This is a genomic window from Paramylibacter kogurei (assembly GCF_002742285.1).
GTDB classification, from domain to species: Bacteria; Pseudomonadota; Alphaproteobacteria; order Rhodobacterales; family Rhodobacteraceae; genus Amylibacter; species Amylibacter kogurei.
In genome coordinates this window covers 113,388-137,038 of record NZ_MDGM01000007.1, presented here as the reverse complement: position 1 = coordinate 137,038, position 23,651 = coordinate 113,388, and the positions used below count along the sequence as shown (strand labels likewise).

Below are 23,651 nucleotides of genomic sequence, written 5' to 3'. Positions count from 1 at the left end.
GTTGTTGATGAATATTCCTTTGACAACACCCGAAGTCGATGCGGATTTTTTGAATTCGCACCCATCTGCACCTGTTGAACATTCTGATGTTTCAATGGAAAGCGACGCACGTTTTGTGAACCGTGAAATGTCATGGCTTGCATTTAATTGGCGCGTGCTGGGAGAGGCCGCGAATGATGAAATTCCGCTGTTGGAACGCGTGCGCATGTTATCCATTTCCAACACCAATTTGGATGAATTTTACACGGTGCGTGTTGCGGGTTTGCGCGAATTATATCGTGGCGGGATTGATGCACCGTCATATGATGGATTAACCCCCAAACAACAGCTTGATTTGATTGATGCGGATGCGTCGCGTTTGATGGAACGCCAGCAAGAAATCTGGAGCGATTTGATCGACGAACTGGCGGTGGCGAACATTGTCATTTTGGAGCGTGAAGATCTGTCCAAAGATGATTTGTCGTTTTTGCGCGATGTTTTCAAATCTAAAATCTTTCCAGTACTTAGCCCAATGGCCGTGGACCCTGCACACCCATTCCCGTTTATCCCAAGCGAAGGATTGGCACTTGCGCTAAATCTTTCGCGTAAAAAAGATGGACGACCGCTTACCGCGCTATTGCCGATTCCTAATCAGGTTGATCGCTTTATTGAATTGCCGCGCAGCGATGACAATGGGCATCGAATGGTGCTGTTGGAAACTGTGATTTTGTCATTTCTGGGTGATTTATTCCCGGGCTATGAATTGCTGGGCGATTGCATATTTCGTGTGTTGCGTGACAGTGACTTAGAAATCGAAGACGAAGCCGAAGATTTAGTACGCGAATTTGAAACAGCATTGAAACGGCGGCGACGAGGGCATGCGGTGCGACTGAAACTGTCTGCAGATGCGCCATCTGATTTGCGCCGATTGATTTTGCGTGAATTGGATGTGGATGAAAACGAAGTGTTTGAGCTGTCCGGCCTATTGGGCATGTCGGATGTATCGGAATTAATCGTATCTGATCGCCCCGATTTGCAATGGCCACAGTTTAAGCCGCGTGTTCCAGAGCGTGTTCAAGATTATATGGGGAATATTTTTGCCGCGATTCAGCAAAAAGATATGTTGCTCCATCATCCCTATGAATCCTTTGATATCGTCGTGCAATTTTTACAACAAGCAGCGCGTGATCCAAATGTTGTGGCGATAAAACAGACATTGTATCGCACATCGAACCAATCCCCCATTGTCGAGGCATTATGTGAAGCAGCGGAAAACGGTAAATCCGTTACTGCGCTGGTGGAATTGAAGGCACGATTTGACGAGGCTGCAAATATCCGCCAATCGCGTCGCTTGGAACGCGCGGGCGCACATGTCGTTTATGGGTTTATCGATCTGAAAACACACGCCAAAATTTCAACCGTTGTACGTCGTGAAGGCGATTCATTGGCAACGTATACCCATTTTGGCACAGGGAATTACCATCCAATTACGGCAAATATTTATACAGATTTATCGTTTTTTACCTGTTCAAAAACACTTGGGCGCGATGCCGCCAAAGTGTTCAATTATTTGTCAGGTTACGCACGTCCTGAGCGGTTAAAAAAACTGTCAATTTCACCGGATGATTTGAAATCGGATTTGTTGGAAAAGATCGAACAAGAATCCGCACATGCGCGCGCTGGCAAAAAGGGTGCGATTTGGGCCAAGATGAATGCGTTGGTGGATCCCGAAATTATCGATGCGCTTTATCGGGCCAGCAATGATGGCGTTCAGATTGATTTGGTCGTGCGTGGCATTTGTTGTTTGCGTGCCAACGTAAAAGGATTGTCTGAAAATATCCGTGTCAAATCCATTGTTGGGCGTTTCTTGGAGCATTCGCGAATTGTGTGTTTTGCCAACGGCAATGGGCTGCCACATAAAAAAGCGTCGGTATATATGTCATCTGCGGATTGGATGGGGCGCAATTTGCATCGCCGTGTTGAAACGCTGGTTTCGATTACAAATAAAACAGTGCACGCCCAAATCATGAGCCAGATCATGGCGGCAAATATGGCAGATGTGCAAAATTCTTGGGTCATGCAATCGGATGGATCATATTTGCGCCATAATGCTCCGATTAAAGAGGGTAAATTTAATTGCCACAGGTTTTTCATGGAAAACCCGTCGCTTTCGGGCCGTGGCAAAGCAGGAGTGGTTGACGTACCAAAATTAACGCATTCTTATGATGATCAAGATGAATAAAACCAATATTGAAATTTCAGAGCTTGGGCGCGTCGGTGTAATTGACGTTGGATCAAACTCTGTTCGGATGGTGGTGTTTGATGGCGCTGCGCGATCACCCGCATATTTTTACAACGAAAAGGTATTGTGTGGGCTTGGCAAGGGCTTGGTACGATCACATAAACTAAACCCAGATGGCAAAACCCGCGCGCTCAGCGCATTGCGCCGTTTCAAGGTTTTGGCCGATCAAATGGAATTAAATAGCCTTGGCGCCGTTGCCACCGCCGCTGTACGAGAGGCCGAAGATGGCCCCGCATTTTGTCGTCAGGTTCAAGACGAAATCGGCATCGATTTGGTCAGCATTTCCGGTGAAGAAGAGGCGCGATTATCCGCGAATGGAGTCTTGCTTGGTTGGCCAGATGCAAATGGGTTGGTGTGTGATTTGGGTGGTTCATCACTTGAATTTGCTGAAATCAACAATGGTAAGATCGGCAATATCGTGACCACGGCATTGGGGCCGCTGAGCATTATCGATGTATCCGATGATATCAAAGTGCAAGACGGTGTGATCAAAAACGAACTGGCCGAAATCGCACCGCTTTTTAAGCGACGTCAAGATAACATTTATCTGGTGGGTGGATCACTACGAGCAATCGCGAAGTTTCACATGGAGCGGAATAACTATCCTCTGCGCGTATTGCATAACTATCATTTGCCTGTGGACGAAGTTCTGGAAACCATCGCGATTATTGGCGATAGTGACCAAGATGAATTGACTCGCATGGTGAACGCATCACCTGCGCGTATCGAATTGTTACCCACTGCGATCCGCGTTTTGAAACAGATATTGACCCAATTCAAAACCGAAGAAGTGACATTTTCCAGTTATGGACTGCGTGAAGGATTGTTATTTGAACGGATGCCAGCGGGCCTGCAAACACGAGACCCGTTATTGGAAGCGTGTCGATCCGTCGAAGATGCACAAGCGCGTTTCCCAGGATTTGGCGATCAGTTATGTGATTGGCTGCTTCCATTGTTTCCAGAAGAGAACGAAGAGCGTAAACGCTTGATCCGTGCGGCCTGTATTTTGCATGACGTCTATTGGGCATCACACCCTGACTATCGCTCGGAAATTTGTTTTTATGGTGCAACACATGCAAATTTCGGTGGTATTGGTCATCAGGGCCGTGTCTTTATCGCATGGGCGCTGTTGAACCGATACAAAACCAAGGCGATGTCGCTGGGATATCACCGTTTGCGTGATTTGTTATCGGCAGAGGAACGCCAGTTGGCGGAATCCGTTGGCCGCGCAATGCGGCTGGGTGCGATGATGACAGGGGCGGAAATAAGTGATCTGGGCAAAATTCGCAAAACCAAGGTTGCAATTGAATTGTCTTTGGACAGCAACGGTACGGATGTGTTCGGTGAAGTTGTCAAAAAACGCTTTGACGCATTGGCCGATTCCTTGGGGCGCAAAGGTGTGGTTACCTACGCCTGATCCGGTTGATCTGGGCGGTCGCCCAACAGATATCGCGGACCTGTTCCCAAACGTGCGGCGCGATCTTGTGCATTATAAAGTGCACAGCGATCCAGTGATAAACAGCCACAACCGATACAACTTGTTAGTTTTTCGCGCAAAGTTTGCAGCGCATTGATCCGTTGATCTAAAACTATTTCAAATTGCCCTGCTAATTTTTCCCAATCTTTCAACGTTGGTGCGCGGTTGTCAGGCAAGCGAGATAACGCATGTGAAATTTCCCGCAAGCTAAAGCCAAGGTTTTGAGCGATCATTACAAATGATAATTTGCGAATGTCCGATTGTTGAAAAACACGCTGGCCCGTTGCGTTGCGTTCGGATTGAACCAAACCCTGTTCTTCGTAAAACCGAATGGCGGAAATGGACAGCCCTGTACGCTGTGCAATACGTCCAATGCGCAAACCTTTTTTGAATATCATTGATTTTCCTTAAATAATTCAGCTTGTGCTCAGGTTAACTTGAGGTTGCATAACATGTCCATATCAATTGGAAATGAAAGGAAACTCGATGGAAAATTATCTGGAACATGCAAATATCACCGTAAGTGATCGCAAGAAAACCGCGCGCTTGTTGTGTGATCTGTTTGATTGGAAAATCCGCTGGGAAGGGGATTCACTCAGTGGTGGCAAGACCATTCATGTGGGCGGTGAAAACTCATATGTGGCGGTGTACGAATTGGGCACGCCAGAACGCATTGCAACGCCGCGCAACAAATATCTGTTAGGATTGAATCATATTGCGGTGGTTGTGTCCGATTTGGATGCGGTCGAAAAACGAGTGCAAAACGCGGGTTACACCGCGCATAGCCATGGCGACTACGAACCTGGGCGACGGTTTTATTTCGAAGACGACGATGGGTTGGAAATAGAGGTTGTAAGCTACGCACAATAACACAAGCGATATTGCACGTGCGCGGGCAATCGCCTAGACACAAATGAAACACTTTGTGCAAAGCGAGCCGAGATTATGCGCCTATCGAAATATTTTTTACCAACCCTCAAGGAAAACCCTGCCGACGCGCAAATCGTCAGCCATCGTTTGATGCTGCGCGCCGGCATGATCCGCCAAGCGGCATCGGGCATTTATTCGTGGTTGCCGATGGGGTTCAAGGTTCTGCGTAAATTGGAAAATATTGTGCACGAAGAACAAATTCGTGCTGGTCATAATCCAATGCTGATGCCCACATTACAATCCGCTGACTTATGGCGTGAATCGGGGCGTTACGATGATTATGGCAAGGAAATGTTGCGTATCACAGATCGTCATGGTCGTGATATGCTTTATGGTCCAACGAACGAAGAATTGATCACCGATATTTTCCGCGACTCTGTGCAATCACACAAAGATTTGCCGCTGACACTTTATCACATCCAATGGAAGTTTCGCGACGAGGTACGTCCACGTTTTGGCGTGATGCGCGGGCGCGAATTTTTCATGAAGGATGGTTATAATTTCGACGTGGATAAACCATCTGCGATGCATGCTTACAACCGCCATTTGGTAAGCTATCTGCGCACATATGAACGCATGGGGCTAAAGGCGATCCCAATGCGTGCGGACAGTGGCCCGATTGGTGGCGATGACACGCATGAATTTTTGGTGCTTGCTGATACGGGCGAAAGCGAGGTGTTTTACGACAAAAACATTCTTGATCTGCATCTGGGTGATCGCGAAATCGACTATGATGATTGGGATCAATGTGCTGGGATCATGAAAGAATGGACAACGCCATATGCACGCACCGACGAAACCCATGATGAAGCGAAATTTAACGAAATCCCTGAGGATCGCCGCATGTCATCGCGCGGGATTGAAGTGGGGCAAATATTTTATTTTGGCACCAAATATTCCGATGCAATGAACGCCAAAGTGGTGAATTCCGAAAACAAAGAAGTGCCCGTACACATGGGGTCACACGGCATTGGTGTGTCGCGCCTGATCGGTGCGATTATCGAGGCAAGCCATGATGACAACGGTATTATCTGGCCAGAGGCAGTCACGCCATTTGGTGTCGGCATTGTGAACCTAAAACAGGGTGACGAGGGAACAGATGGCGCATGCGAGGCATTGTATAAATCTGCAACGGTGCTTGGCCTTGATCCGCTGTATGATGATCGCAACGAACGTGCCGGTGCAAAATTCGCATCGATGGATTTGATCGGTTTGCCTTGGCGCATTACGGTTGGACCACGCGGATTGAAAAATGGGGTGGTGGAATTAACCAACCGTAAATCGGGTGAAAGCGAAGAAATGACCGCAGAATTGGCGCTGGAAAAACTGACCAAAATCTACGCAGGAAGTTGATATGGGAAAGGTTGTGAATATTTTGGGTGGATTGGGGATTGGCGTATGCCTGTCCCAGTTCCCTGAATATTCACAACAATATGTGCAACGTCTTGGCGGCGCGGTAGAGGAATTGAATGTGGTGGTTGCGGATTTTGATAATTCAGCCAGCCAAACAAACCAAACCCGCGCACAGGCATTATCGGTAATGACTGGCACGGAATTTTTAGACCGTCGCCAATCCGACATGACCCGAACAATCAAACGCCAAGAAGATTTAGCGCAAAGCTATGCAGCGCTGAAAGATGCAAGTGCATTTCAGCGCCTTGGCTATATTCACAAATTTGCTGATCCTAAAGTTAGCCAAGGTGCATGGAACGATTTTCAACCTGCAATTCCATTGTCATTGGAATCTTTCCTGTTACTGTTTGGCGGATATTGCGCAGGCTATGGCGGCACTTCCATTTTCGGGCGTATGTTGCGCCGATTGCGTGGCGGTAAGAAACGGAAAATCGCATGATTAATTCGGGTAGAACATCACCCTTTGCCCCACATGAATGGATGATTGCTTGGCGGTATTTGCGCGCGCGCAAATCCGAGGGTGGCGTAAGCGTGATGACATGGATTTCGCTGATCGGGATTGCGCTGGCGGTGTTTGCGCTGATTGCAACACTTGCGGTGCGATCTGGGTTTCGCACAGATTTCACGGCGACCATTCTTGGTGCGAATGCACATGTTTCCGTTTATCGACCCCCGTTCGAGGATGCTGATGGGCGCATTGTGCGCACCTTTGATAATTACGAAGACATCGCCCAGCGGTTGTTACAAGTAGAGGGTGTTAATCGTGTTGCTCCAATCGTCAAAGGTCAGGTGATGGCCACGGCAAATGGGCGCAACAACGGTGTCGAAGTTTACGGTGAAACATTGGCGGATTTGCAGAATTTGCCGTTGATCGCAAACCCAGAACGCCAAATTGGCAAGCTTGAAAATTTCAACAAAGGTGTCGCCATCGGTACGGGTGTGGCGCGTGAATTGGGATTGTCAGTTGGTGATAAAATAACCTTGATTTCACCTGATGGATTGCAAACCGCATTTGGCACCAGTCCGCGCATCAATGCCTATGATGTTGTGTATATATTCGAAGTTGGGCGATACGATATTGATCGCACACGTTTATATATGCCCCTGTCTGAGGCTCAGATTTATTTCAATCGCGAAGGCGTGGTTGATGAATTTGAAATCATGGTTGATGACCCTGATAATGTGCAACAGCTTGACCCAATGTTATTGGCCGCCAGCGATTCAAACAGTGCAACATGGACCTGGAAAAATGCAAGCGGTGGATTTTTACGTGCGCTTCAAATGGAGGATAACGTGATGTTCATCCTGATGTCGATCTTGGTTTTGGTCGCATCGATGAATATCGTTTCTGGCCTGATTATGTTGGTAAAAAACAAGGGGCGCGATATCGGGATTTTGCGTACGATGGGATTGTCCGAAGGGTCGATCATGCGAATCTTTTTCATCTGTGGATCATCTATCGGTGTGATTGGCACCATTGCGGGTGTGATCTTGGGGTGCTTGTTCGTGATTTATATCGATCCGATATTTAACGTCATTAATGGTTTGATGGGTGGTGGCGTATGGGACCCATCCCAACGCTTGTTGTCGCAATTACCTGCGGAATTGAACCTGCGTGATGTCATGAAGGCGGTTTGCCTCTCGCTTGGGTTGTCATTCATCATCACTATATTCCCAGCGCGCCGCGCAGCAAAAATGAACCCTGTCGAGGCGCTTCGATATGAATAATATTTTGGAACTGCAGGGCGTCAGTAAGGCATATAACAAGGGTAAACCAACAGAGATTTCCATTCTGAATGATCTGGATTTCACGCTTGCCACGGGCGAGGTGGTAGGGCTGGTCGCACCGTCGGGCGCGGGTAAATCAACATTGCTGCATATTGCGGGTCTATTGGACACAGCGGATGCGGGGCACATTGCCATTGCGGGCGTTGATCAATCGGGACTGTCGGAACGAAAACGCACACGCACACGGCGCCAGGACGTTGGTTTTATCTATCAATTCCACCACCTGTTGCCCGAATTTTCAGCGCTTGAAAATATCATTCTGCCCCAAATGGCAAATGGTGTGGCCAAGGGTGCGGCAACCGATCGTGCGCGTGATTTGTTGAACCGTGTTGGGTTGGAACCACGTGGCACACATCGCCCCGCAGAATTGTCGGGAGGTGAACAACAACGCGTTGCGTTTTGTCGTGCACTGGCAAATGCCCCCAAATTGTTATTGGCAGATGAACCAACGGGCAATCTTGACCCCGAAACATCGGACACGGTGTTTGCGGCACTTTTGGATTTGGTCAAGGAAACGGGATTGTCTGCATTGATCGCCACGCATAACATTGATTTGGCGGGACGTATGGATCGCATGGTGCGGCTTGAACGCGGTCATCTGTCTTAATCACAAATCTCTTGAAGCGCTAACCAATCCTCATCCGACAACAACGGTATAGATTGTTTGGCGTAATTGTCGATTGCTGCCAAATCACCATAGCGTAAATCGGATTTGGCAAATGGCGTGCTGGTGATTTGAGCAACATTGAATAATTCGTGCAAATTATCAGGGCGTGGATTGGATGGATTACCCATGATTTTGCTTTCGGCGAATTGATCTAGTTTTGCTTTGTTAATCGTTCCCGTGGCCAAGAAACGCAATGTTGTGTTTAAACCAGCGGTCAGAAATAAATCATAAAGTTGCGGCCGTTCATCCTGCATTGCACGTTCCATCAACACATAACCCGCCATGAGTTCAGGCCCGTTTTGATCCGACAACAAGGATTTGTTGATCAGAATATTTCCATTTGGAAGCAATGCAGATTGGCGTTGGTCCATATCAACAATCAAAATACGATTGGATGTGGTGCCGATCAATCGATCCTCTAACAGGCGCAGTGCACGTTCACCATAGGGTGACGAACAGGGTGTACCCGTTAGCTTGTTAACTTGCGCCAATGCGCGGCGTCCGATGTCCTCTAACTTTGCATCGGGTACAATACCCGTTGCGTATCGCGCGGTAGCCTCAGGCAACCAAACAACGCCAGCAATTACAAACGCACATAGTGTTATCGCGCTGATCCACACCCGCAAACGCCCGGGTTTTGGGCGCGCACGTTGAATACGATTGCGCACGCGTTCAATCGCCTTGATCATCGTTTTATCGTCAATTTCCAAGGTTTCGTGCCCATCGGGATCAACCGTGTAAATCGCAGGGCGTTGGTTGGAATTGGTGCGTTCAATCGCGGCCATAGACCAGTGGGTTAAGGGGCGGTCGTTGCTATCGCGTAAAACCAATGATGCATCGCCGAATGCCACGACAACTTCTTTGCGTTGGCCATCTGGGGTTTCGCGCCACAGACCAATGCTTTCTAATCGTTCGTACTCTTTTAATGCAGTCATTGCTCGACGGGCCCTTTATTGGCCTTCTATTCATTACAGTATAATCATTTTGCAGCGGAATTTCCAGTATGTCATGGCAATTGCGTCGCAATCACGCTTGCCGTATTTGCGAAATCTTTGCAATGTCAAATCAAGCATTAATACAAGGGCAGGCCAATGCATTCCCAAAATCCGATTCTACGCGGTGCGATGTTGATCGCATTGTGCATGTTGATCCTTGGCGTGATAGATAATTTCGTAAAATTCATCGCACAAGATATTGGGCTATGGCAATTCCAAGCGATGAAATGCATTTTGATCGCTTCGGGTACTTGGGTTGCGGCGCGTCAAATGAATATCCCTTTGCGCCCATTGCGATCAATCAATGTATTTGTACGATCAATAATGTATGCGGTTGCGATGTTGTTCTATTTTGGCGCGTTGGGAACTGTGCCAGTGTCCATCGCCGCAGCAGGTTTGTTTTTAGCACCCATTTTTGTTGTGATCCTGAGCGTGGTTTTATTTAAGGCACGCATTGGCCCCTATCGGATATTTGCGGTTATCCTTGGGTTTGCGGGTGTATTGGTGATTTTGCGCCCGTTTGGTCAACATCTTGATCCAATGGCAATTTTGCCTGTGGTGGGGGCGTTGTTCTATGCGCTTGCGATGATGTTTACTGGCCGCTACTGCGCCCAAGAACAATCGATGTCGTTGTTGTTTTGGTATTTCCTGACGCTTGGAACATGTGGTGTGATCGGCATGGTCGTGATTCAAGGGATTGATGTTGGGCAATTGGGCGAACCCAGTTTTCTGAACCGCCCTTTTGTGTGGCCAACACTCGCAGTTTTTGGTTGGATAATCGTGCAATCAATCGGATCTGGTTACGCTATTTTATTACAAACCCGTGCGTATCAAATCGCGGATGCATCAATCGTAAGTGTTTTTGAATATAGCTTGTTGGTATTCGCGGGGTTTTGGGGATGGTTGTTATGGGGCGAAAACCTCATCTTGTGGGATTTGATTGGCATGGCGATGATTGCCATCGCTGGCATTTGCATCGCGTTTCGCAACAAAGATTGATCAGGATTTTTGAGGCGGATACGCTGGTTTCATCAAATCATAAGGGTGTTTCCACCCTGGTGTAGCGGCGATACGATCCAACCATGCATCAATTTCGGGCCAATCCGCGCGGTTAAATCCGAATTCTTCGGGGTAGTATAAATATCCGCAACAGGAAATATCAGCCACTGAAAGTGCATCGCCAACCATCCATTCACGCCCCGTCAAATGGTTATTGAGCGTTTTATATGCGCTCTGCAAACGTGCCTGTAAAAATGCGATTGCTTCGGTGGGGCGTTTATCTTCGGGGATGAAGTTCATCAAAAAACGGGTAACTCCCGCTTGTGACGATAATTTGTGGTTATCAAATAAAACCCAACGCCAAATTTCGCGCCGCTCTTTGGGGGATGTTCCCCCGAACTTGCCGGTTTGTTCGATAAGATAATCTTGGATTACACCTGATTGCGACAGGGTGGTATCGCCATGAACCATGACGGGAACTTCGCCCATTTCATTGATTTGATGAAAGGCTTCGCTACGCGCTTCGCCATTAAAATAATCCACAAAAATTGGATCCCAATCACAGCCTGACAATTCAAGTGTCAGCGCGGCTTTGTAAGCATTTCCAGATTCACCAAAACAATAAAGTTGATATTCAGCCATGACAGGTCCCCTTGCGTATGCACACATGGTTACACATTGTCAGGAATGGTCAAGGAAAATGGGTGGAACACCGCGAGTATTTGCACCTTCGCGCGGGTTCCACCCCGTTGCACCCATTTAGGCGGCTTGTTTCAGCACCGCACAATTTTTCAAGTCGCGTAGCCCCGTATCAAGTTCGTGGCGCAGACTTTCAATCGCACGATTTAATTCAGTCTGTTGTTTTTCCAATGCAGCAAGTTGTTTTTGTGCAATATCCGCAATGGCAGTAAGTTTATTATATTCAAGATTATCGCTGTGATAAATTTCGAGCAGCTGTGATATTTCTTCGAGTGAGAAGCCATAAAATTTGGCACGTAGTATTAATTTCAACTTTGCGCAGTCTGTATTGGAATACAAACGTCGCGATCCATCCCGCAATGGGTTAAGCAAACCTTTGCTTTCATAAAATCGCAAAGCTCTTGCCGTTACTTCAAAGCGTTCACACATTTCACGTATTGTAAGAATTGGATAAGACATCAATCACCCCGTGGTTGTTGTGATTGTCATGTGGAGACGCTTGTTTATATTTTCAATATGTGTTGGGCGCGTCAACTTGCTTGACTTTGCGTCACGAAATATGGCTATTTTTTGCGCATATTGTGCTGGATTAGTCTTTGTCCAAGCTTTCGCTCGCAATTTTAATAAGATCTTGCAGCTCTGAAATGGCTTCTTCCAGCTCTTTTTTGCGATTGCGAAGATCTTTCATGCGCACCTTGCTGCGTTCGAGCAAAGATTCCATTTGAACCCGTTGCGATGGGTCTTGATCGTATAGTTCAAGCCATTGGCGCACTTCTTCCAATGAAAAACCAAAACGACGCCCGCGCATGATTAATTTCATGCGTGCACGTTCCTTGGCACCATAAAGACGCGTGCGCCCCTGTTTTTCAGGTGACAACAATTCAATGTATTCGTAATAACGAAGCGTGCGCGGCGTGACATCGAATTCTTCGCACATTTCTTTAAGAGTTTTAATACTTTGCGTCATTTCTGGTTCCACGTTAATTCCCGCGATTTTACGGTTATTTTTCCATTTTTCAAGCGGTACAATTACCCTAGTCATGGAATTTGGTCAGTTTTTGGTAAATGAAAGAAAGATTATGGTTGCCACGCGATCAACACCCTTGACACATAAACGTGTTTTAACAATTGCACTTCCGATTGTGTTGTCCAATGCAACAGTGCCGATTTTAGGTGCCGTTGATACAGGTGTGGTTGGGCAAATGGGGTTGGCTGCACCGATTGGCGCCGTTGGCATTGGTGCGATTATCCTAACCGCAATTTATTGGGTGTTTGGATTTTTACGCATGGGTACAACTGGGCTCACCGCACAGGCAATTGGTGCGGATGACCACGGCGAAGTCAGCGCAATGTTAACACGCGCAATGATCATCGGCATTGGTGCAGGGTTGGTGTTTGTGGTTTTACAAGCGCCACTGTTTTGGCTCGCGTTCAAGGCAGCACCCGCCTCGCCAGAGGTGGAAAACCTCGCAAGGCAATATTTACACATCCGTATTTTCAGTGCACCTGCCGCGATTGCACTGTTTGGGATTACCGGTTGGTTAATCGCAAAGGAACAAACACGGTCTGTCTTGGTGCTTCAACTCTGGATGAACGGGTTGAATATCCTGTTGGATTTGTTGTTTGTATTGCAATTTGATTGGGGCGTTCAAGGTGTGGCCTTTGCAACCTTCATCGCGGAATGGTCTGGCTTGGCACTTGGCCTATGGCTTGCTCGGGCTGGGTTTTCGGGTGGTTATTGGCGTGACAAAGCGCGGGTGTTTGATCATGTGAAAATGGCACGTATGGCGTCGGTTAACGGGGATATTATGATCCGTTCGATCTTATTAGAAATCGCATTTGTCAGCTTTCTGTTCTTGGGTTCATCATTTGATGATGTGACCTTGGCGGCAAATCAGGTGCTTTTGCAATTTCTGAATATCACTGCCTATGCATTGGATGGTTTTGCATTCAGTGCCGAGGCATTGGTTGGCAATGCACTGGGTGCAAGAAATCGCACTCGATTGCGCCGCGCGGTATATTTAACCAGCATTTGGGGCGTTTTGATTTGTATCGTGCTCAGCATTGCATTTTGGTTTGGCGGTGGTTTCTTGATCGCATTAATGGCGAAATCTGAACCCGTGCAGATGGCAGCGCAACATTATCTGCCGTGGATGGTGATTGCCCCGATGATCGGTGTGGGTGCGTGGATGTTGGATGGGGTATTTATCGGTGCCACACGCACGGCCGATATGCGCAATATGATGCTGATATCATTTGCGTTTTACGTTGTTTCCATTCTGATCTTGTTGCCAGCCTATGGCAATCACGGGCTTTGGGCCAGTTTGATGATATTGAATATTGTGCGCACAATCACATTGGCGTGGAAATATCCCGCACTCGAAGCATCAGCCGATACGGCCTGATTAAAGGATATCCAAAACGTTTTCAGGTGGGCGGCCAATCGCAGCCTTGCCATTGGCAATCACAATTGGGCGTTCGATTAAAATCGGGTTTTCCACCATCGCCTTGATCAATACATCGTCCGCATCGGTTTTGGACAGGCCCAATTCCTTGAATAATCGTTCACCTGTACGCATCAATTCAATCGCGGGAATATCCAACAACCTTAACACATCCGCGATTTGATCCGCTGTTGGGATTTGTTTTGTGTAAGGAAAAATCTTCACAGGAACGCGTTGTGCATCGATCAATGCCAATGTTTGGCGAGATTTGGAACAGCGTGGGTTATGCCAAATTGTGGCGCTCATAAATAGGCTCCGATATCCGTGCCAATCGCATCTGCGACATTGGCGTAATTCTTTTCTTGCAACAATTGATCCAAACCTTGGACAATTTCATTCGCCAGCGAAAATCCATGGTAAACCAGCGCGGTATAAAGCTGTACCGCCGATGCGCCCGCCTGAATTTTCGCAAATGCCTGCGCAGCGGATGATACACCGCCAACCCCGATCAAGGGAATAGCCCCTTCGGTTTCACGTGCCAATTGCGCCAAAACCCGCGTAGATTTTTCAAACAATGGCGCACCAGACAGGCCGCCACCTTCATTTGCATGTTTGCTTTGCAATCCTTCACGATCCAACGTGGTGTTGGTTGCAATGATCGCATCAATACGATTGTGTTTCGCCACTTGGGCAATTTGTGCGATTTCTTCACCATTTAAATCGGGTGCGATTTTTAGGAAAATGGGAATGGGCCGTGCCAAATTTTCACGTGTTTCCATCACTCCTGATAACAATGCATTCAACGCACGTTCACCTTGTAGGTCACGTAGTTTTTCCGTGTTGGGCGACGACACATTTACAGTGGCAAAATCAACATATGGGCCGCAGTGTTCCAACACTTTCACATAATCAATTGCACGGTGGCTGCTTGATTTATTTGCGCCAAGGTTGATGCCAACCACACCATTTTTTGGTCTTTCGGCCAAACGGGTTGCGATTGTTTGCATGCCCTCGTTGTTAAATCCGAACCGATTGATCGATGCCTGATCTTCGCGCAGACGAAACAGGCGTGGTTTGGCATTGCCTGGTTGTGCCAATGGTGTTGCGGCCCCCACTTCGATGAAGCCAAAACCTGTTTTTAACAGAGGCGCGATTACTTCTGCGTTTTTGTCAAACCCCGCTGCCAAACCAATGGGGTTTGGTAATTCCAACCCCGCAATACGTGTTGAAAGTCGATCATTGCTTATGGCGCCACCTGTGGGTGCAAGCCCCATTTTTAATGCTTTGATCGCAATGCCATGCCCCAATTCGGGATCAAGCTGGTAAAGGGCCGCCAGCCCCATTTTTTCTATTAGATTCATCGCATTTCTTCTGGAAAGACATGGCCAGTTTCGGTTAATCGCAATGGTTTCACCCACACCGCATCAGACAGCGACAAAGGCGCATATAAATGTGGAAATAAATCATCGTTGCGCGATGTTTCCCATTTCAATTTATCGCCCATTTGATCGCTGTCAAAGGCCAGCAATAACAATTCTTCTTCGCCTGCAAAATGTTTCGCTGCCGTTTCACTGGCCTGCTTTGCCGTCGAAAAATGAATATACCCATCAGTAATGTCGATGGGTGCGCCCTTACTGGTGCCGTTAGATTGCAAATCAGCCCATTCTGGCGTGCGAAGAATTTTGTAGATTAACATGGATTACAGATGCAGGGCGGCGCGGCGTTGGTCAAGCCCTAGCTTGCGAATACCTTGTCAAAATCGGCAAAACCCTTTGCTTCGATCGGGTTTCCAGAAGGATCGCGAAAAAACATGATACGTTGTTCGCCTGCTTGGCCCTCGAACCGCACTTGCGGAGGAATTTCAAATTTCACTTTTGCGCTTTGCAATCGCGCTGAAAGCGCCAACCAATCCTGAAGCGAAAGCACGATACCCATATGGGGCATCGGCACCATGTGTTCCCCAACGTGCCCTGTGTTTTCTGTGACAAATGGCTTGCCTAGATGCAGCGAAATTTGATGACCAAAGAAATCAAAATCGACCCAGCTATCGGTGCTGCGCCCTTCTTTGCATCCTAAAACATCGCCATAAAATCTTCGCGTGGCTTCCAGATCGGTGACGTTATAGGCAAGATGGAATAATGATTTCATACGGCGAGAATACCGCAGTTTCGCCATTGGGCAAGGCTGATTTTCATGCAAGTTGTGATTCAATAGACCAAGTCGAAAAAATCGAATAAACTGAATTAAATTGAACTTAACTTGGATACCATATGTCGCGCAATCCATATGATTTACCATCGTTAAAAATGCTCAAAAGTTTTGAATGCGCTGCGCGTTGTGGGTCAATCAAGGATGCCGCGACAGAATTGTTCGTCACCCCAGGTGCCGTGAGCCATCAGGTGAAAGCGTTGGAACAAGAACTCGGCGTGCAGTTATTCACCCGTCGCCACCGCGCGATCGAGCTCACCCCCGAAGGTTGGATGTTAAAAGACGCGTTGTCGCGTGGTTTTTTTGATATGTCACGTGCCATTAAATCGGTTCAACTGCGCGCAGATCCCAACAGCGTCACAATTGGTGCAACGACTGCTGTATCGTCGTTGTGGTTAACCCCACGTATCAGCAAATTTTGGCGAGACCACGGTGAAATCACAATAAATCAACAAGTACGCGATCGCCCGTTCACACGCCCGGTTTCACTGGATTTGATCATCGAATACCGTGTTTCAACGCCCGACGAACCCCATGATGTGTTGTTTAATGATGTGCTTTTACCGCTTTGTTCGCCCGGCTTTAATCATTCGCCTGAACCGCAATTAAATAACCTCGCTGCGATGCCATTGATCCATTTGGATGCAAAAGAAACCAATTGGACAAGTTGGCGAAATTGGTTCGATTCCCTGCAATATGATGGTGATCTATCAACGCGTCATCGCGTAAACAATTATACCATTGCATTGCAATTGGCCAAGGATGGACAAGGCGTTGTGTTGGGTTGGCAACGTTTGGTTGCACCGTTACTGGATGCGGGGGAACTTGTTGTACTTGGTCGTTATAAAAGCGCTGCACCGGGGCGGTTTTACCTGATCCACTCTGGTGATGAAAACACCGTTCAAACCGCATTGGTGCGCGAATGGTTGTTGCGCAATTTGAATTGAATCCTTCTCAACTATTACTGCAATAAAACTCATTTGCGGGAAATTGAAATGCTGCGCTAAATTGCGTTTATCGTCAATTTGCAAAGGATACGCCCATGACCGTATCGGATTTATCCGCCGTAAAACAACCTGTACAAGTGGCGCGCGGTCTTCCCAATGAACATTACATCGACCAATCCGTTTTTGAAGAAGAACGCGACGCAGTTTTATTCGCAAATTGGTCCGCCATTGGATTTGGCAAAGATATCCCGAACGAAGGGGATGCAAACCCTGTGGATTTTTTGGGCATGCCTTTGTTGATCCTACGCGACCATGCGGGGCAAATACGTGTGTATCAAAACACCTGTCGCCATCGCGGAATGATCCTTGTTTCGGAAAAATCCAACATTCGCGGCACGATCCGCTGTCCGTATCATTCATGGTGTTATGCGCTTGATGGACGATTGCGTTCCACGCCTCATGTGGGCGGGCCGGGGCAAAATTTACATGACAATATAAACCGCAAGGAATTGGGTCTGATCGAAATTCCATCACATGTTTATATGGATGTGGTTTTTGTGAATATTTCAGGTAATGCCGAACCGTTTGAAATCGCGAATGCGGCCGTATTGGAACGCTGGCAGGAATTTGACAAACCGATTTACAGTGCGGGTGAAGATAGTTGTTTTAACCTGACCGTCAAAAGCAATTGGAAATTGGCCGTCGAAAATTATTGCGAAAGCTATCATTTGCCTTGGGTTCACCCCGGATTGAATGTGGTTTCAAAACTTGAAGATCACTATCACTTGGAAGAACGCCAAAAATTTTCAGGGCAGGGTTCCGTTGTTTACACCCAATTAAAGGATAATAACGGACGTTGTTTCAAAGATTTTGACGATTTATCGGCCAAATGGGACACTGGTTCTGAATATATTTCATTTTTCCCGAATGTTTTATTCGGCGTCCATCGTGATCACACATATGCAATAATTTTGGAACCTGTCAGTCTTGATCGCACGGTTGAACATGTTTCCATCTATTACGCAAAACCGGAATGCACGGGCGACGATTATGCGGATTTGCGCACTACAAACACCGCGTTTTGGAAAGAAGTATTTGAAGAAGACATTTTTGTCGTTGAAGGGATGCAAAAAGGGCGCCACGGGCGGTTTTTTGATGGGGGTAAATTCGCGCCAGCAATGGATGGTCCCACGCATTTGTTCCACGAATGGGTGGCGACACAGGTTGATAATCATCGCGAAAATCGAGCCTAGGCGTGGTTGATCTTGTGGCATTGAACCGTGAATTGCTGGCTGCACATGCGGCCAAGGATGGTGCGAAAATCGCGCATATTTACAAACAAGCGGGTGAAAATGCGTTGGAGGCTGGGCAGGTTGACACGGCCTGTTTTTATTTTACCCATGCCTATGTTTTTGCGTTGGAATCCAATTGCGAAGAGCTTGGCCAAATTCACGCAATACTAAAGAAATATGGAAGAGAAGAATAATGCGCACACATGCACAGGCGGTGGTGATCGGTGGCGGTTTGGTTGGATGTTCCATTTTGTACCATCTGGCAAAATTGGGTTGGCGGGATGTTGTTTTATTAGAACGCGATGAATTGACTTCTGGGTCTACATGGCACGCAGCGGCCAATTTGCATGGGCTGCATGACAATAACAATATATCCAAGCTGCAATATTACACGATGAACCTGTATAAAGAGCTGGAACTGGAAACGGGTCAGGGATGCGGAGTGTTCCAACCCGGATCGCTTTATCTGGCGCAAACCGAACAACGCGAACACCAATTGCGTATTCAGGCCGCCAAGGCGCGGTATTTCAACGCTGATTTTTATGAACTGTCGATTGACGAAGCACAGCAAAAGAACCCTTTGGTGAATTTTGACGGTGTGCGTTGCGTGATGTTTGAACCAGATGGTGGCAATGTGGATCCAAGCGGTGTCACCCATGCATATGCCGCGGGTGCGCGTAATATGGGCGCTGAAATCCATCGCTTCACCCCTGTAACCGCTACAACGCAACGTGGCGATGGGACATGGGATGTGGTAACGCCCAAGGGTTCCATTCACACACCATGGGTGGTGAATGTCGCTGGATTGTGGGGGCGCGAGGTCGCCGCGATGGCGGGGATCAATTTGCCATTACAACCAACAGAGCACCAATATTTGGTCACCGAAACCATCCCAGAGATCGCCGCAATGTCGCGCCGATTACCATCGGTCGCAGATCGCGATGGCGAATATTACATGCGACAAGAGGGCAACGGATTGCTGATCGGTGCTTATGAAAAAGATATGCGGTTCTGGGCCGAAAATGGTACGCCCGCGGGATTTGGTCATGAATTATTCGCAGATGATTTGGATCGGATTATGGATAATGTAATGCGCGCAATGGATCGCGTGCCCGCAGCCGCACAAGTGGGCATAAAACGCGTCATTAACGGCCCGATGATCTGGTCGCCAGACAGCGCAGCACTTTATGGTCCAGTGCCAGAGAAAAAAGGATACTTTTGTTGCAATGGTATCATTCCAGGGTTTAGCCAATCGGGCGGGCTTGGGTTGATGACCGCACAATGGATTGTCGAGGGTGAACCAGAATTTGATATGTTCCCTTGGGATGTCGCGCGATTTGGCGCTTGGGCAGACAAGGGTTTCACCCGCGCGCGTGTCGCGGATCAATATGCCAACCGCTTTAAAATTCATTTTCCATATGAGGAGCGCACGGCGGGTCGCCCGATGCGAATGCGCCCCGTTTATGAAAAACAAAAATCACTTGGGGCGGTGTTTGGGTTGAATTATGGCTGGGAACATCCGCTTTGGTTTGCGGGAGAGGGCGCTGAAAATGGCGAAGAATATGGTTTTGATCGCCAGAATTGGTTTGAACCTGTGGGCGAAGAATGTCGTTCATTGCGCAATGGTGTTGGCGTAATTGATATTTCCAATTTTGCCAAATACGAGATTGTCGGATCAGGTGCACGTGATTGGTTGAACCGTATTGTCGCCAATTATGTACCAACGGAAATAGGGCGATCTTGCCTAACCCCCTTGATCGGGGTGCGTGGTGGTATTGCGGGTGATTTCACCATTACAATGCTGGGTGAAGATCATTATTGGATGGTGGGTTCTGGAATGGCGGAACGCTATCATCAACGTTATTTTAATGAAATACCGCGCCCTGAAACCGTGGCATTCAACAGCCGAACAGATGAATATTGCGGGTTCAATGTTGCGGGTCCTCAATCGCGAGAATTATTATCGCGATTGACCCAGGAAAACCTGTCCAATGATGATTGGAAATTCATGCGCTCGCGCCAAATTTCAATTGCGGGTTTGGATGCGATTGCCATGCGTGTGTCATTCACGGGCGATTTGGGTTGGGAGCTTTATATAAAATCTGAGGATCAGCTTTCGCTTTATAACACGTTGTTGGGTACGGGTGTTGATCTTGGTGTGCACCCCGTGGGTAGTCGTGCGCTGGGCAGTTTGCGTATTGAAAAAGGGTATGGTTCTTGGGGGCGTGAATATAGCCCTGAATATTGGCCACAAGAAGTGGGGCTTGATCGCTTAATCAAAATGGAAAAGCCTGAATTTTTGGGCAAATCGGCCTATGCGAAATTGGCGCAAAATTCGCCCCGTGAGAAACTGGTAATATTGGAAGTGAATGTGAAAAACGCCGATGCATCGGGGGGGGAGCCTGTGTTTTTACCCGATGGTGCGCCCGTTGGTCGGGTTAGTTCGGGTGCTTATGGCTATACCGTTGAAAAATCGCTCGCGCTTTGTTTTATCAAGGCTGAACATGTGGTTGCTGGGGCACAGTTTGATGTTGCGATTTTGGGTCAGCCGCATCGCGCCACATTATTGGATCAGCCACCATTTGACCCAACAGGGGAAAAGCTACGCAGTTGATGCGCGCGCCAAGGGGAGCAAAAGCGCGCGCCTATTGTTACAACTTGCAACAATAGTATTGGGTTAAGCGTGCCAGAAACGTTTCTGGCATTCTTGCCCCGCTTGCGACGGGGTGATGCCAATATCGGCGAGGCGTTCGGGTGACATATTGCGCAAAACCTTTCGAGCCTTGGCGCGGTCATTCCAAACGACAATCACATGGGCAACATTGATGGCCAGTGTCGCAAACGCAGGAAGCGTTGAGCGTGTTGCCAAATCATGAGCGAAATATGCGGTTTTGGTTTGTGAATGTGTCATTGTCCTAACTTTCTGATTGTATTGATACAATCTATATTGTATCTGTATTTATAGATACAAAGAATCGGATTGTATGGCTAGGAAAATATTGTAATGGATACAATTTGGGCGCCAAAGGCGCTTTCGTCTGATGGACCTAAGTACAAAGCACTGCTGGATACGTTGCAAAGCGACATTGATACAGGTGTTTTGGTTGCTGGGGATAAATTGCCACCAGTGCGCGATCTGGCGTGGAAATTAGGTGTGACACCCGGAACCGTTGCGCGTGCCTATCAAGAGGGCATTAAGGCAGGAACATTAACCGCACAGGTTGGACGCGGAACATTCGTTTCCGCGCCGCGCCCATCGCAAGATGCAGAACATTATATGCAATCGGCGATGGATGATATTTATCCGCTACCTGTGAATGGTCAAATAAATTTGCGCAATACCAATACCACCAATGTTGGGCAAAGCGCTGCGTTGCGCCGTGCGATGATAAAAGTGGCGGAAACCAAGGCGGATCAATATATTTATTACCCCGATCAACAATATGTATCTGACATTTACCAACCCCTTTGTGAGTGGATGGAATATGCTGGTGTTTATACCAGCCCAGAAAAATTGATCGTTACCAATGGTGGACAGAACGCGGTTTCGTTGGCGGTTGCAACCATATTGAATACACAAACAGGGGGGATCGCAATTGATGCGCTAACCTATCCGGGTATTCGTTTTGCGGTTCAGGCGCAGCGAGGACAATTGATCGGGATCGAAACCGATGCGGATGGTATTATTCCAGACGCCTTGGTGCGTGCGTGTCGCGCGAAACAGATCAAAGCATTGTTCACATCCGCGAATGTGTTGAACCCGACAACAGGCAAAATGCCACTGGAACGGCGATTGCAAATTGCAGAAATTGCACGCAAATATGATCTGCAAATTGTAGAGGATGATTGCTGGGGCATCGGCGCAAATGACGTGCCAAGTTTTTCACAAATCTGCCCTGAACGTGGTTGGTATCTTTCGTCGATTTCAAAATCGATCTCATCTGGTGTTCGGTTTGGTTATTTGCTCTGCCCGGATGCTTTTTTTGATGACACAAAACGCTTGATGCAAAGTTATAGCTTTGGTGTATCACGCGCGGTTGTGGATATTGTCCGCGAATTATTTGTTTCTGGTGATGCGGCGGCGGTGCGCGGGGCTGTTTTGAAACTGGTTCAAAAAAACGTCCAACAAACAGTTAATATTTTGGGTAAATGGGATGTTTCATGGCGCAAGGACGTGCCGTTTATCTGGTTATCCTTGCCGTCAGGTTGGCGTGGGTCATCATTTGCTGCGGCTTGCGAGCGTGAAAATATTATTGTGCGTGCGGCCGATGAATTTGCGTTGCAAAATATGCCCGTCCCCAATGGAGTGCGGATTGCGGTGAACAGCAACCTGCCATCGCAAAACTATAGCGATGCATTGGCGGTGATTAACGAATTATTGGCAAACCCACCCGTAAGCATGGGCAGTTGATCACAGCTTATTCAACGCGGCGAATTCAGTTGGTGTAATGCAGGTTGTTGCGGCACGCGCACGCGAATTGTTAAATTCGTTTAATTCAGGAAACAGTTCCAACAATTCATTGTAAGCATCTTTTTCCAACGTATTTAATGCGTGTTTTCCGGGCAGAAAACTTTCACTTGGTTGTCTATTGGACATCACGATCTGATGTTCGTCACACATGAAATGAAAATATTCAACGCCCTGATCGACGGGTTCTAGTGTGATCGAATGATCATTGATTAATGCCTTTGCAGGAACCAAATACCCATCGGTGCCCAAATGGGTTTGGGCACGCCAATCACGCAAATATATGCGGTGTTGTTGTGACACAATCAAATCTTGTTTCGGGCGTCCATCACCCAACGCACCTTTGCGAATACGAACAGGTCGAAGCCGAGGTTTCAGCGCCATTTCAGCGGGTGAAATTTTGCGCGAATTGATCCATTTGATTTTGCACGCTTCACCATCCAAATTGATCACCGATTGTCCCGGCTTCAAATCTTGGATTGCGCGACCACCGTTTGGCGTTTTAATCCGCGTATCGCGTGCAAAACAAATCGTTTCATAAGGCACGGATTGACCATCATCGCCAGCAACAAAATTATAGGTTTGTCCGGGTGTCAGCGGTTCACTGGTGATAACCATCGAATTTTCACCACTGTTGCTTGTCCCTGTGCCAAATCGGATAATATAAAATGTAATTGGTGGAACATCGTCAGTTGTAAGCGTGTATTCCAATTCAATCGACGCACCAACATTATAGGTCGTACCGTTCAGCGTAACCGCTTGCGCCAATTCTTGGAGATTACCTGTCTCAAGATAGGCGTCTTCCAGATTAAGATCGTCATCTTCGACAACCACATCAATGCTGGAACCGTCACCATTAAATGTGGTGGACGACCCAATGCCATTGTTCGGAGTGGTTGTATTATCTGTCGCGATTGTTCCTGTGAAATCGGACAGGTCGTAACCAGTAATTGTGTAAGTCGCCATTGCTATGTACCAACATTGTATTCGTTTGGTCATACATAGTGAAATTGAACCCAAAATGCGAGCTTTACGCCACGTTT

At 47.6% G+C, this 23,651-nt stretch carries 25 protein-coding genes; 14 read left to right on the top strand and 11 right to left on the bottom strand.

Features of this window, described 5'->3' with window-relative positions; genetic code table 11:
• The first annotated feature begins 7 nt into the window (after positions 1-7).
• Both BFP76_RS02750 and BFP76_RS02745 read left to right on the top strand, forming a co-directional pair.
• Positions 8-2,221, top strand: coding sequence for an RNA degradosome polyphosphate kinase (locus BFP76_RS02750; protein ID WP_099591655.1), 2,214 nt, complete (start codon positions 8-10; stop codon positions 2,219-2,221).
• Positions 2,214-3,698, top strand: a complete 1,485-nt coding sequence (locus BFP76_RS02745; protein ID WP_099591908.1) for a Ppx/GppA phosphatase family protein — start codon at positions 2,214-2,216, stop codon at positions 3,696-3,698. The genes BFP76_RS02750 and BFP76_RS02745 overlap by 8 nt, the downstream gene beginning before the upstream one ends.
• Here the strand turns inward: BFP76_RS02745 and soxR are convergent.
• Positions 3,689-4,156 carry a redox-sensitive transcriptional activator SoxR gene (gene soxR, locus BFP76_RS02740; RefSeq protein ID WP_099591654.1) on the bottom strand — a complete coding sequence of 156 codons (468 nt, stop codon included), beginning with the start codon at positions 4,154-4,156 and terminating at the stop codon, positions 3,689-3,691. The two genes, BFP76_RS02745 and soxR, sit on opposite strands and share 10 nt — an antisense overlap.
• An 88-nt stretch (positions 4,157-4,244) precedes the next feature.
• Here soxR and BFP76_RS02735 point away from each other — a divergent pair, with 88 nt between their 5' ends.
• The 5 genes from BFP76_RS02735 (at position 4,245) to BFP76_RS02715 (ending at position 8,496) form a co-directional block, all read left to right on the top strand.
• Positions 4,245-4,628 (top strand): VOC family protein, encoded by a 384-nt coding sequence (locus tag BFP76_RS02735; protein ID WP_205661356.1) that lies wholly within the window; start codon positions 4,245-4,247, stop codon positions 4,626-4,628.
• Positions 4,629-4,703: 75 nt separating this feature from the next.
• Complete coding sequence (gene proS / locus BFP76_RS02730) at positions 4,704-6,041, top strand: proline--tRNA ligase (protein WP_099591652.1); 1,338 nt, start codon at positions 4,704-4,706, stop codon at positions 6,039-6,041.
• 1 nt (position 6,042) lies between these two features.
• Positions 6,043-6,540 (top strand): DUF2937 family protein, encoded by a 498-nt coding sequence (locus tag BFP76_RS02725; RefSeq protein WP_099591651.1) that lies wholly within the window; start codon positions 6,043-6,045, stop codon positions 6,538-6,540.
• Complete coding sequence (locus tag BFP76_RS02720) at positions 6,537-7,829, top strand: lipoprotein-releasing ABC transporter permease subunit (RefSeq protein ID WP_099591650.1); 1,293 nt, start codon at positions 6,537-6,539, stop codon at positions 7,827-7,829. Before BFP76_RS02725 ends, BFP76_RS02720 begins: the two co-directional genes overlap by 4 nt.
• Entirely contained in the window at positions 7,822-8,496 is a 675-nt protein-coding gene (locus tag BFP76_RS02715; RefSeq protein ID WP_099591649.1) for an ABC transporter ATP-binding protein, read from the top strand. Before BFP76_RS02720 ends, BFP76_RS02715 begins: the two co-directional genes overlap by 8 nt.
• Here BFP76_RS02715 and BFP76_RS02710 read toward each other — a convergent pair.
• Positions 8,493-9,491, bottom strand: a complete 999-nt coding sequence (locus tag BFP76_RS02710; protein WP_099591648.1) for a hypothetical protein — start codon at positions 9,489-9,491, stop codon at positions 8,493-8,495. The genes BFP76_RS02715 and BFP76_RS02710 overlap by 4 nt on opposite strands.
• A 156-nt stretch (positions 9,492-9,647) precedes the next feature.
• On the opposite strand from BFP76_RS02710, the gene BFP76_RS02705 reads away from it, so the two are divergent.
• On the top strand, positions 9,648-10,550 hold the full coding sequence (locus BFP76_RS02705; RefSeq protein ID WP_099591647.1) for a DMT family transporter: 903 nt from the start codon (positions 9,648-9,650) through the stop codon (positions 10,548-10,550).
• Here BFP76_RS02705 and BFP76_RS02700 read toward each other — a convergent pair whose 3' ends face one another.
• The 3 genes from BFP76_RS02700 to BFP76_RS02690 form a co-directional block, all read right to left on the bottom strand.
• Positions 10,551-11,192 carry a glutathione S-transferase family protein gene (locus tag BFP76_RS02700; protein WP_099591646.1) on the bottom strand — a complete coding sequence of 214 codons (642 nt, stop codon included), beginning with the start codon at positions 11,190-11,192 and terminating at the stop codon, positions 10,551-10,553.
• 117 nt (positions 11,193-11,309) lie between these two features.
• Positions 11,310-11,708 carry a MerR family transcriptional regulator gene (locus BFP76_RS02695; RefSeq protein WP_205661355.1) on the bottom strand — a complete coding sequence of 133 codons (399 nt, stop codon included), beginning with the start codon at positions 11,706-11,708 and terminating at the stop codon, positions 11,310-11,312.
• A gap of 130 nt (positions 11,709-11,838) precedes the next feature.
• The gene (locus tag BFP76_RS02690) at positions 11,839-12,216 is read right to left on the bottom strand and encodes a MerR family transcriptional regulator (RefSeq protein WP_099591644.1); all 378 of its coding nucleotides are present in this window, start codon (positions 12,214-12,216) and stop codon (positions 11,839-11,841) included.
• Positions 12,217-12,328: 112 nt separating this feature from the next.
• On the opposite strand from BFP76_RS02690, the gene BFP76_RS02685 reads away from it, so the two are divergent.
• Positions 12,329-13,654 carry an MATE family efflux transporter gene (locus BFP76_RS02685; RefSeq protein ID WP_099591643.1) on the top strand — a complete coding sequence of 442 codons (1,326 nt, stop codon included), beginning with the start codon at positions 12,329-12,331 and terminating at the stop codon, positions 13,652-13,654.
• Here the strand turns inward: BFP76_RS02685 and arsC are convergent, their stop codons facing one another.
• From arsC to BFP76_RS02665, 4 genes are read right to left on the bottom strand one after another with little or no spacing between them, the layout of a single operon-like run.
• On the bottom strand, positions 13,655-13,999 hold the full coding sequence (gene arsC / locus BFP76_RS02680; RefSeq protein ID WP_099591642.1) for an arsenate reductase (glutaredoxin): 345 nt from the start codon (positions 13,997-13,999) through the stop codon (positions 13,655-13,657).
• Entirely contained in the window at positions 13,996-15,054 is a 1,059-nt protein-coding gene (locus BFP76_RS02675) for a quinone-dependent dihydroorotate dehydrogenase (RefSeq protein WP_099591641.1), read from the bottom strand. Before BFP76_RS02675 ends, arsC begins: the two co-directional genes overlap by 4 nt.
• On the bottom strand, positions 15,051-15,389 hold the full coding sequence (locus tag BFP76_RS02670; protein ID WP_099591640.1) for a DUF952 domain-containing protein: 339 nt from the start codon (positions 15,387-15,389) through the stop codon (positions 15,051-15,053). The genes BFP76_RS02675 and BFP76_RS02670 overlap by 4 nt, the downstream gene beginning before the upstream one ends.
• Before the next feature lie 38 nt (positions 15,390-15,427).
• On the bottom strand, positions 15,428-15,841 hold the full coding sequence (locus BFP76_RS02665) for a VOC family protein (RefSeq protein WP_099591639.1): 414 nt from the start codon (positions 15,839-15,841) through the stop codon (positions 15,428-15,430).
• A gap of 122 nt (positions 15,842-15,963) precedes the next feature.
• Here BFP76_RS02665 and BFP76_RS02660 point away from each other — a divergent pair, with 122 nt between their 5' ends.
• From BFP76_RS02660 to BFP76_RS02645, 4 genes are all read left to right on the top strand, one after another.
• Positions 15,964-16,848, top strand: a complete 885-nt coding sequence (locus tag BFP76_RS02660; RefSeq protein ID WP_099591638.1) for a LysR family transcriptional regulator — start codon at positions 15,964-15,966, stop codon at positions 16,846-16,848.
• Positions 16,849-16,943: 95 nt separating this feature from the next.
• Positions 16,944-18,101, top strand: coding sequence for an aromatic ring-hydroxylating oxygenase subunit alpha (locus BFP76_RS02655; RefSeq protein ID WP_099591637.1), 1,158 nt, complete (start codon positions 16,944-16,946; stop codon positions 18,099-18,101).
• 2 nt (positions 18,102-18,103) lie between these two features.
• Entirely contained in the window at positions 18,104-18,334 is a 231-nt protein-coding gene (locus BFP76_RS02650) for a hypothetical protein (RefSeq protein ID WP_099591636.1), read from the top strand.
• Complete coding sequence (locus tag BFP76_RS02645; protein WP_099591635.1) at positions 18,334-20,754, top strand: GcvT family protein; 2,421 nt, start codon at positions 18,334-18,336, stop codon at positions 20,752-20,754. The genes BFP76_RS02650 and BFP76_RS02645 overlap by 1 nt, the downstream gene beginning before the upstream one ends.
• A 63-nt stretch (positions 20,755-20,817) precedes the next feature.
• Here BFP76_RS02645 and BFP76_RS02640 read toward each other — a convergent pair whose 3' ends face one another.
• A complete protein-coding gene (locus tag BFP76_RS02640; RefSeq protein ID WP_099591634.1) occupies positions 20,818-21,051 on the bottom strand; it encodes a DUF1127 domain-containing protein in 234 nt (77 codons plus the stop codon).
• A gap of 93 nt (positions 21,052-21,144) precedes the next feature.
• On the opposite strand from BFP76_RS02640, the gene BFP76_RS02635 reads away from it, so the two are divergent.
• A complete protein-coding gene (locus BFP76_RS02635) occupies positions 21,145-22,551 on the top strand; it encodes an aminotransferase-like domain-containing protein (RefSeq protein WP_099591633.1) in 1,407 nt (468 codons plus the stop codon).
• Here the strand turns inward: BFP76_RS02635 and BFP76_RS02630 are convergent, their stop codons facing one another.
• Positions 22,552-23,574: a Hint domain-containing protein gene (locus BFP76_RS02630; protein WP_165775644.1), complete on the bottom strand. Its 1,023-nt coding sequence runs from the start codon at positions 23,572-23,574 to the stop codon at positions 22,552-22,554.
• Positions 23,575-23,651 lie beyond the last annotated feature (77 nt).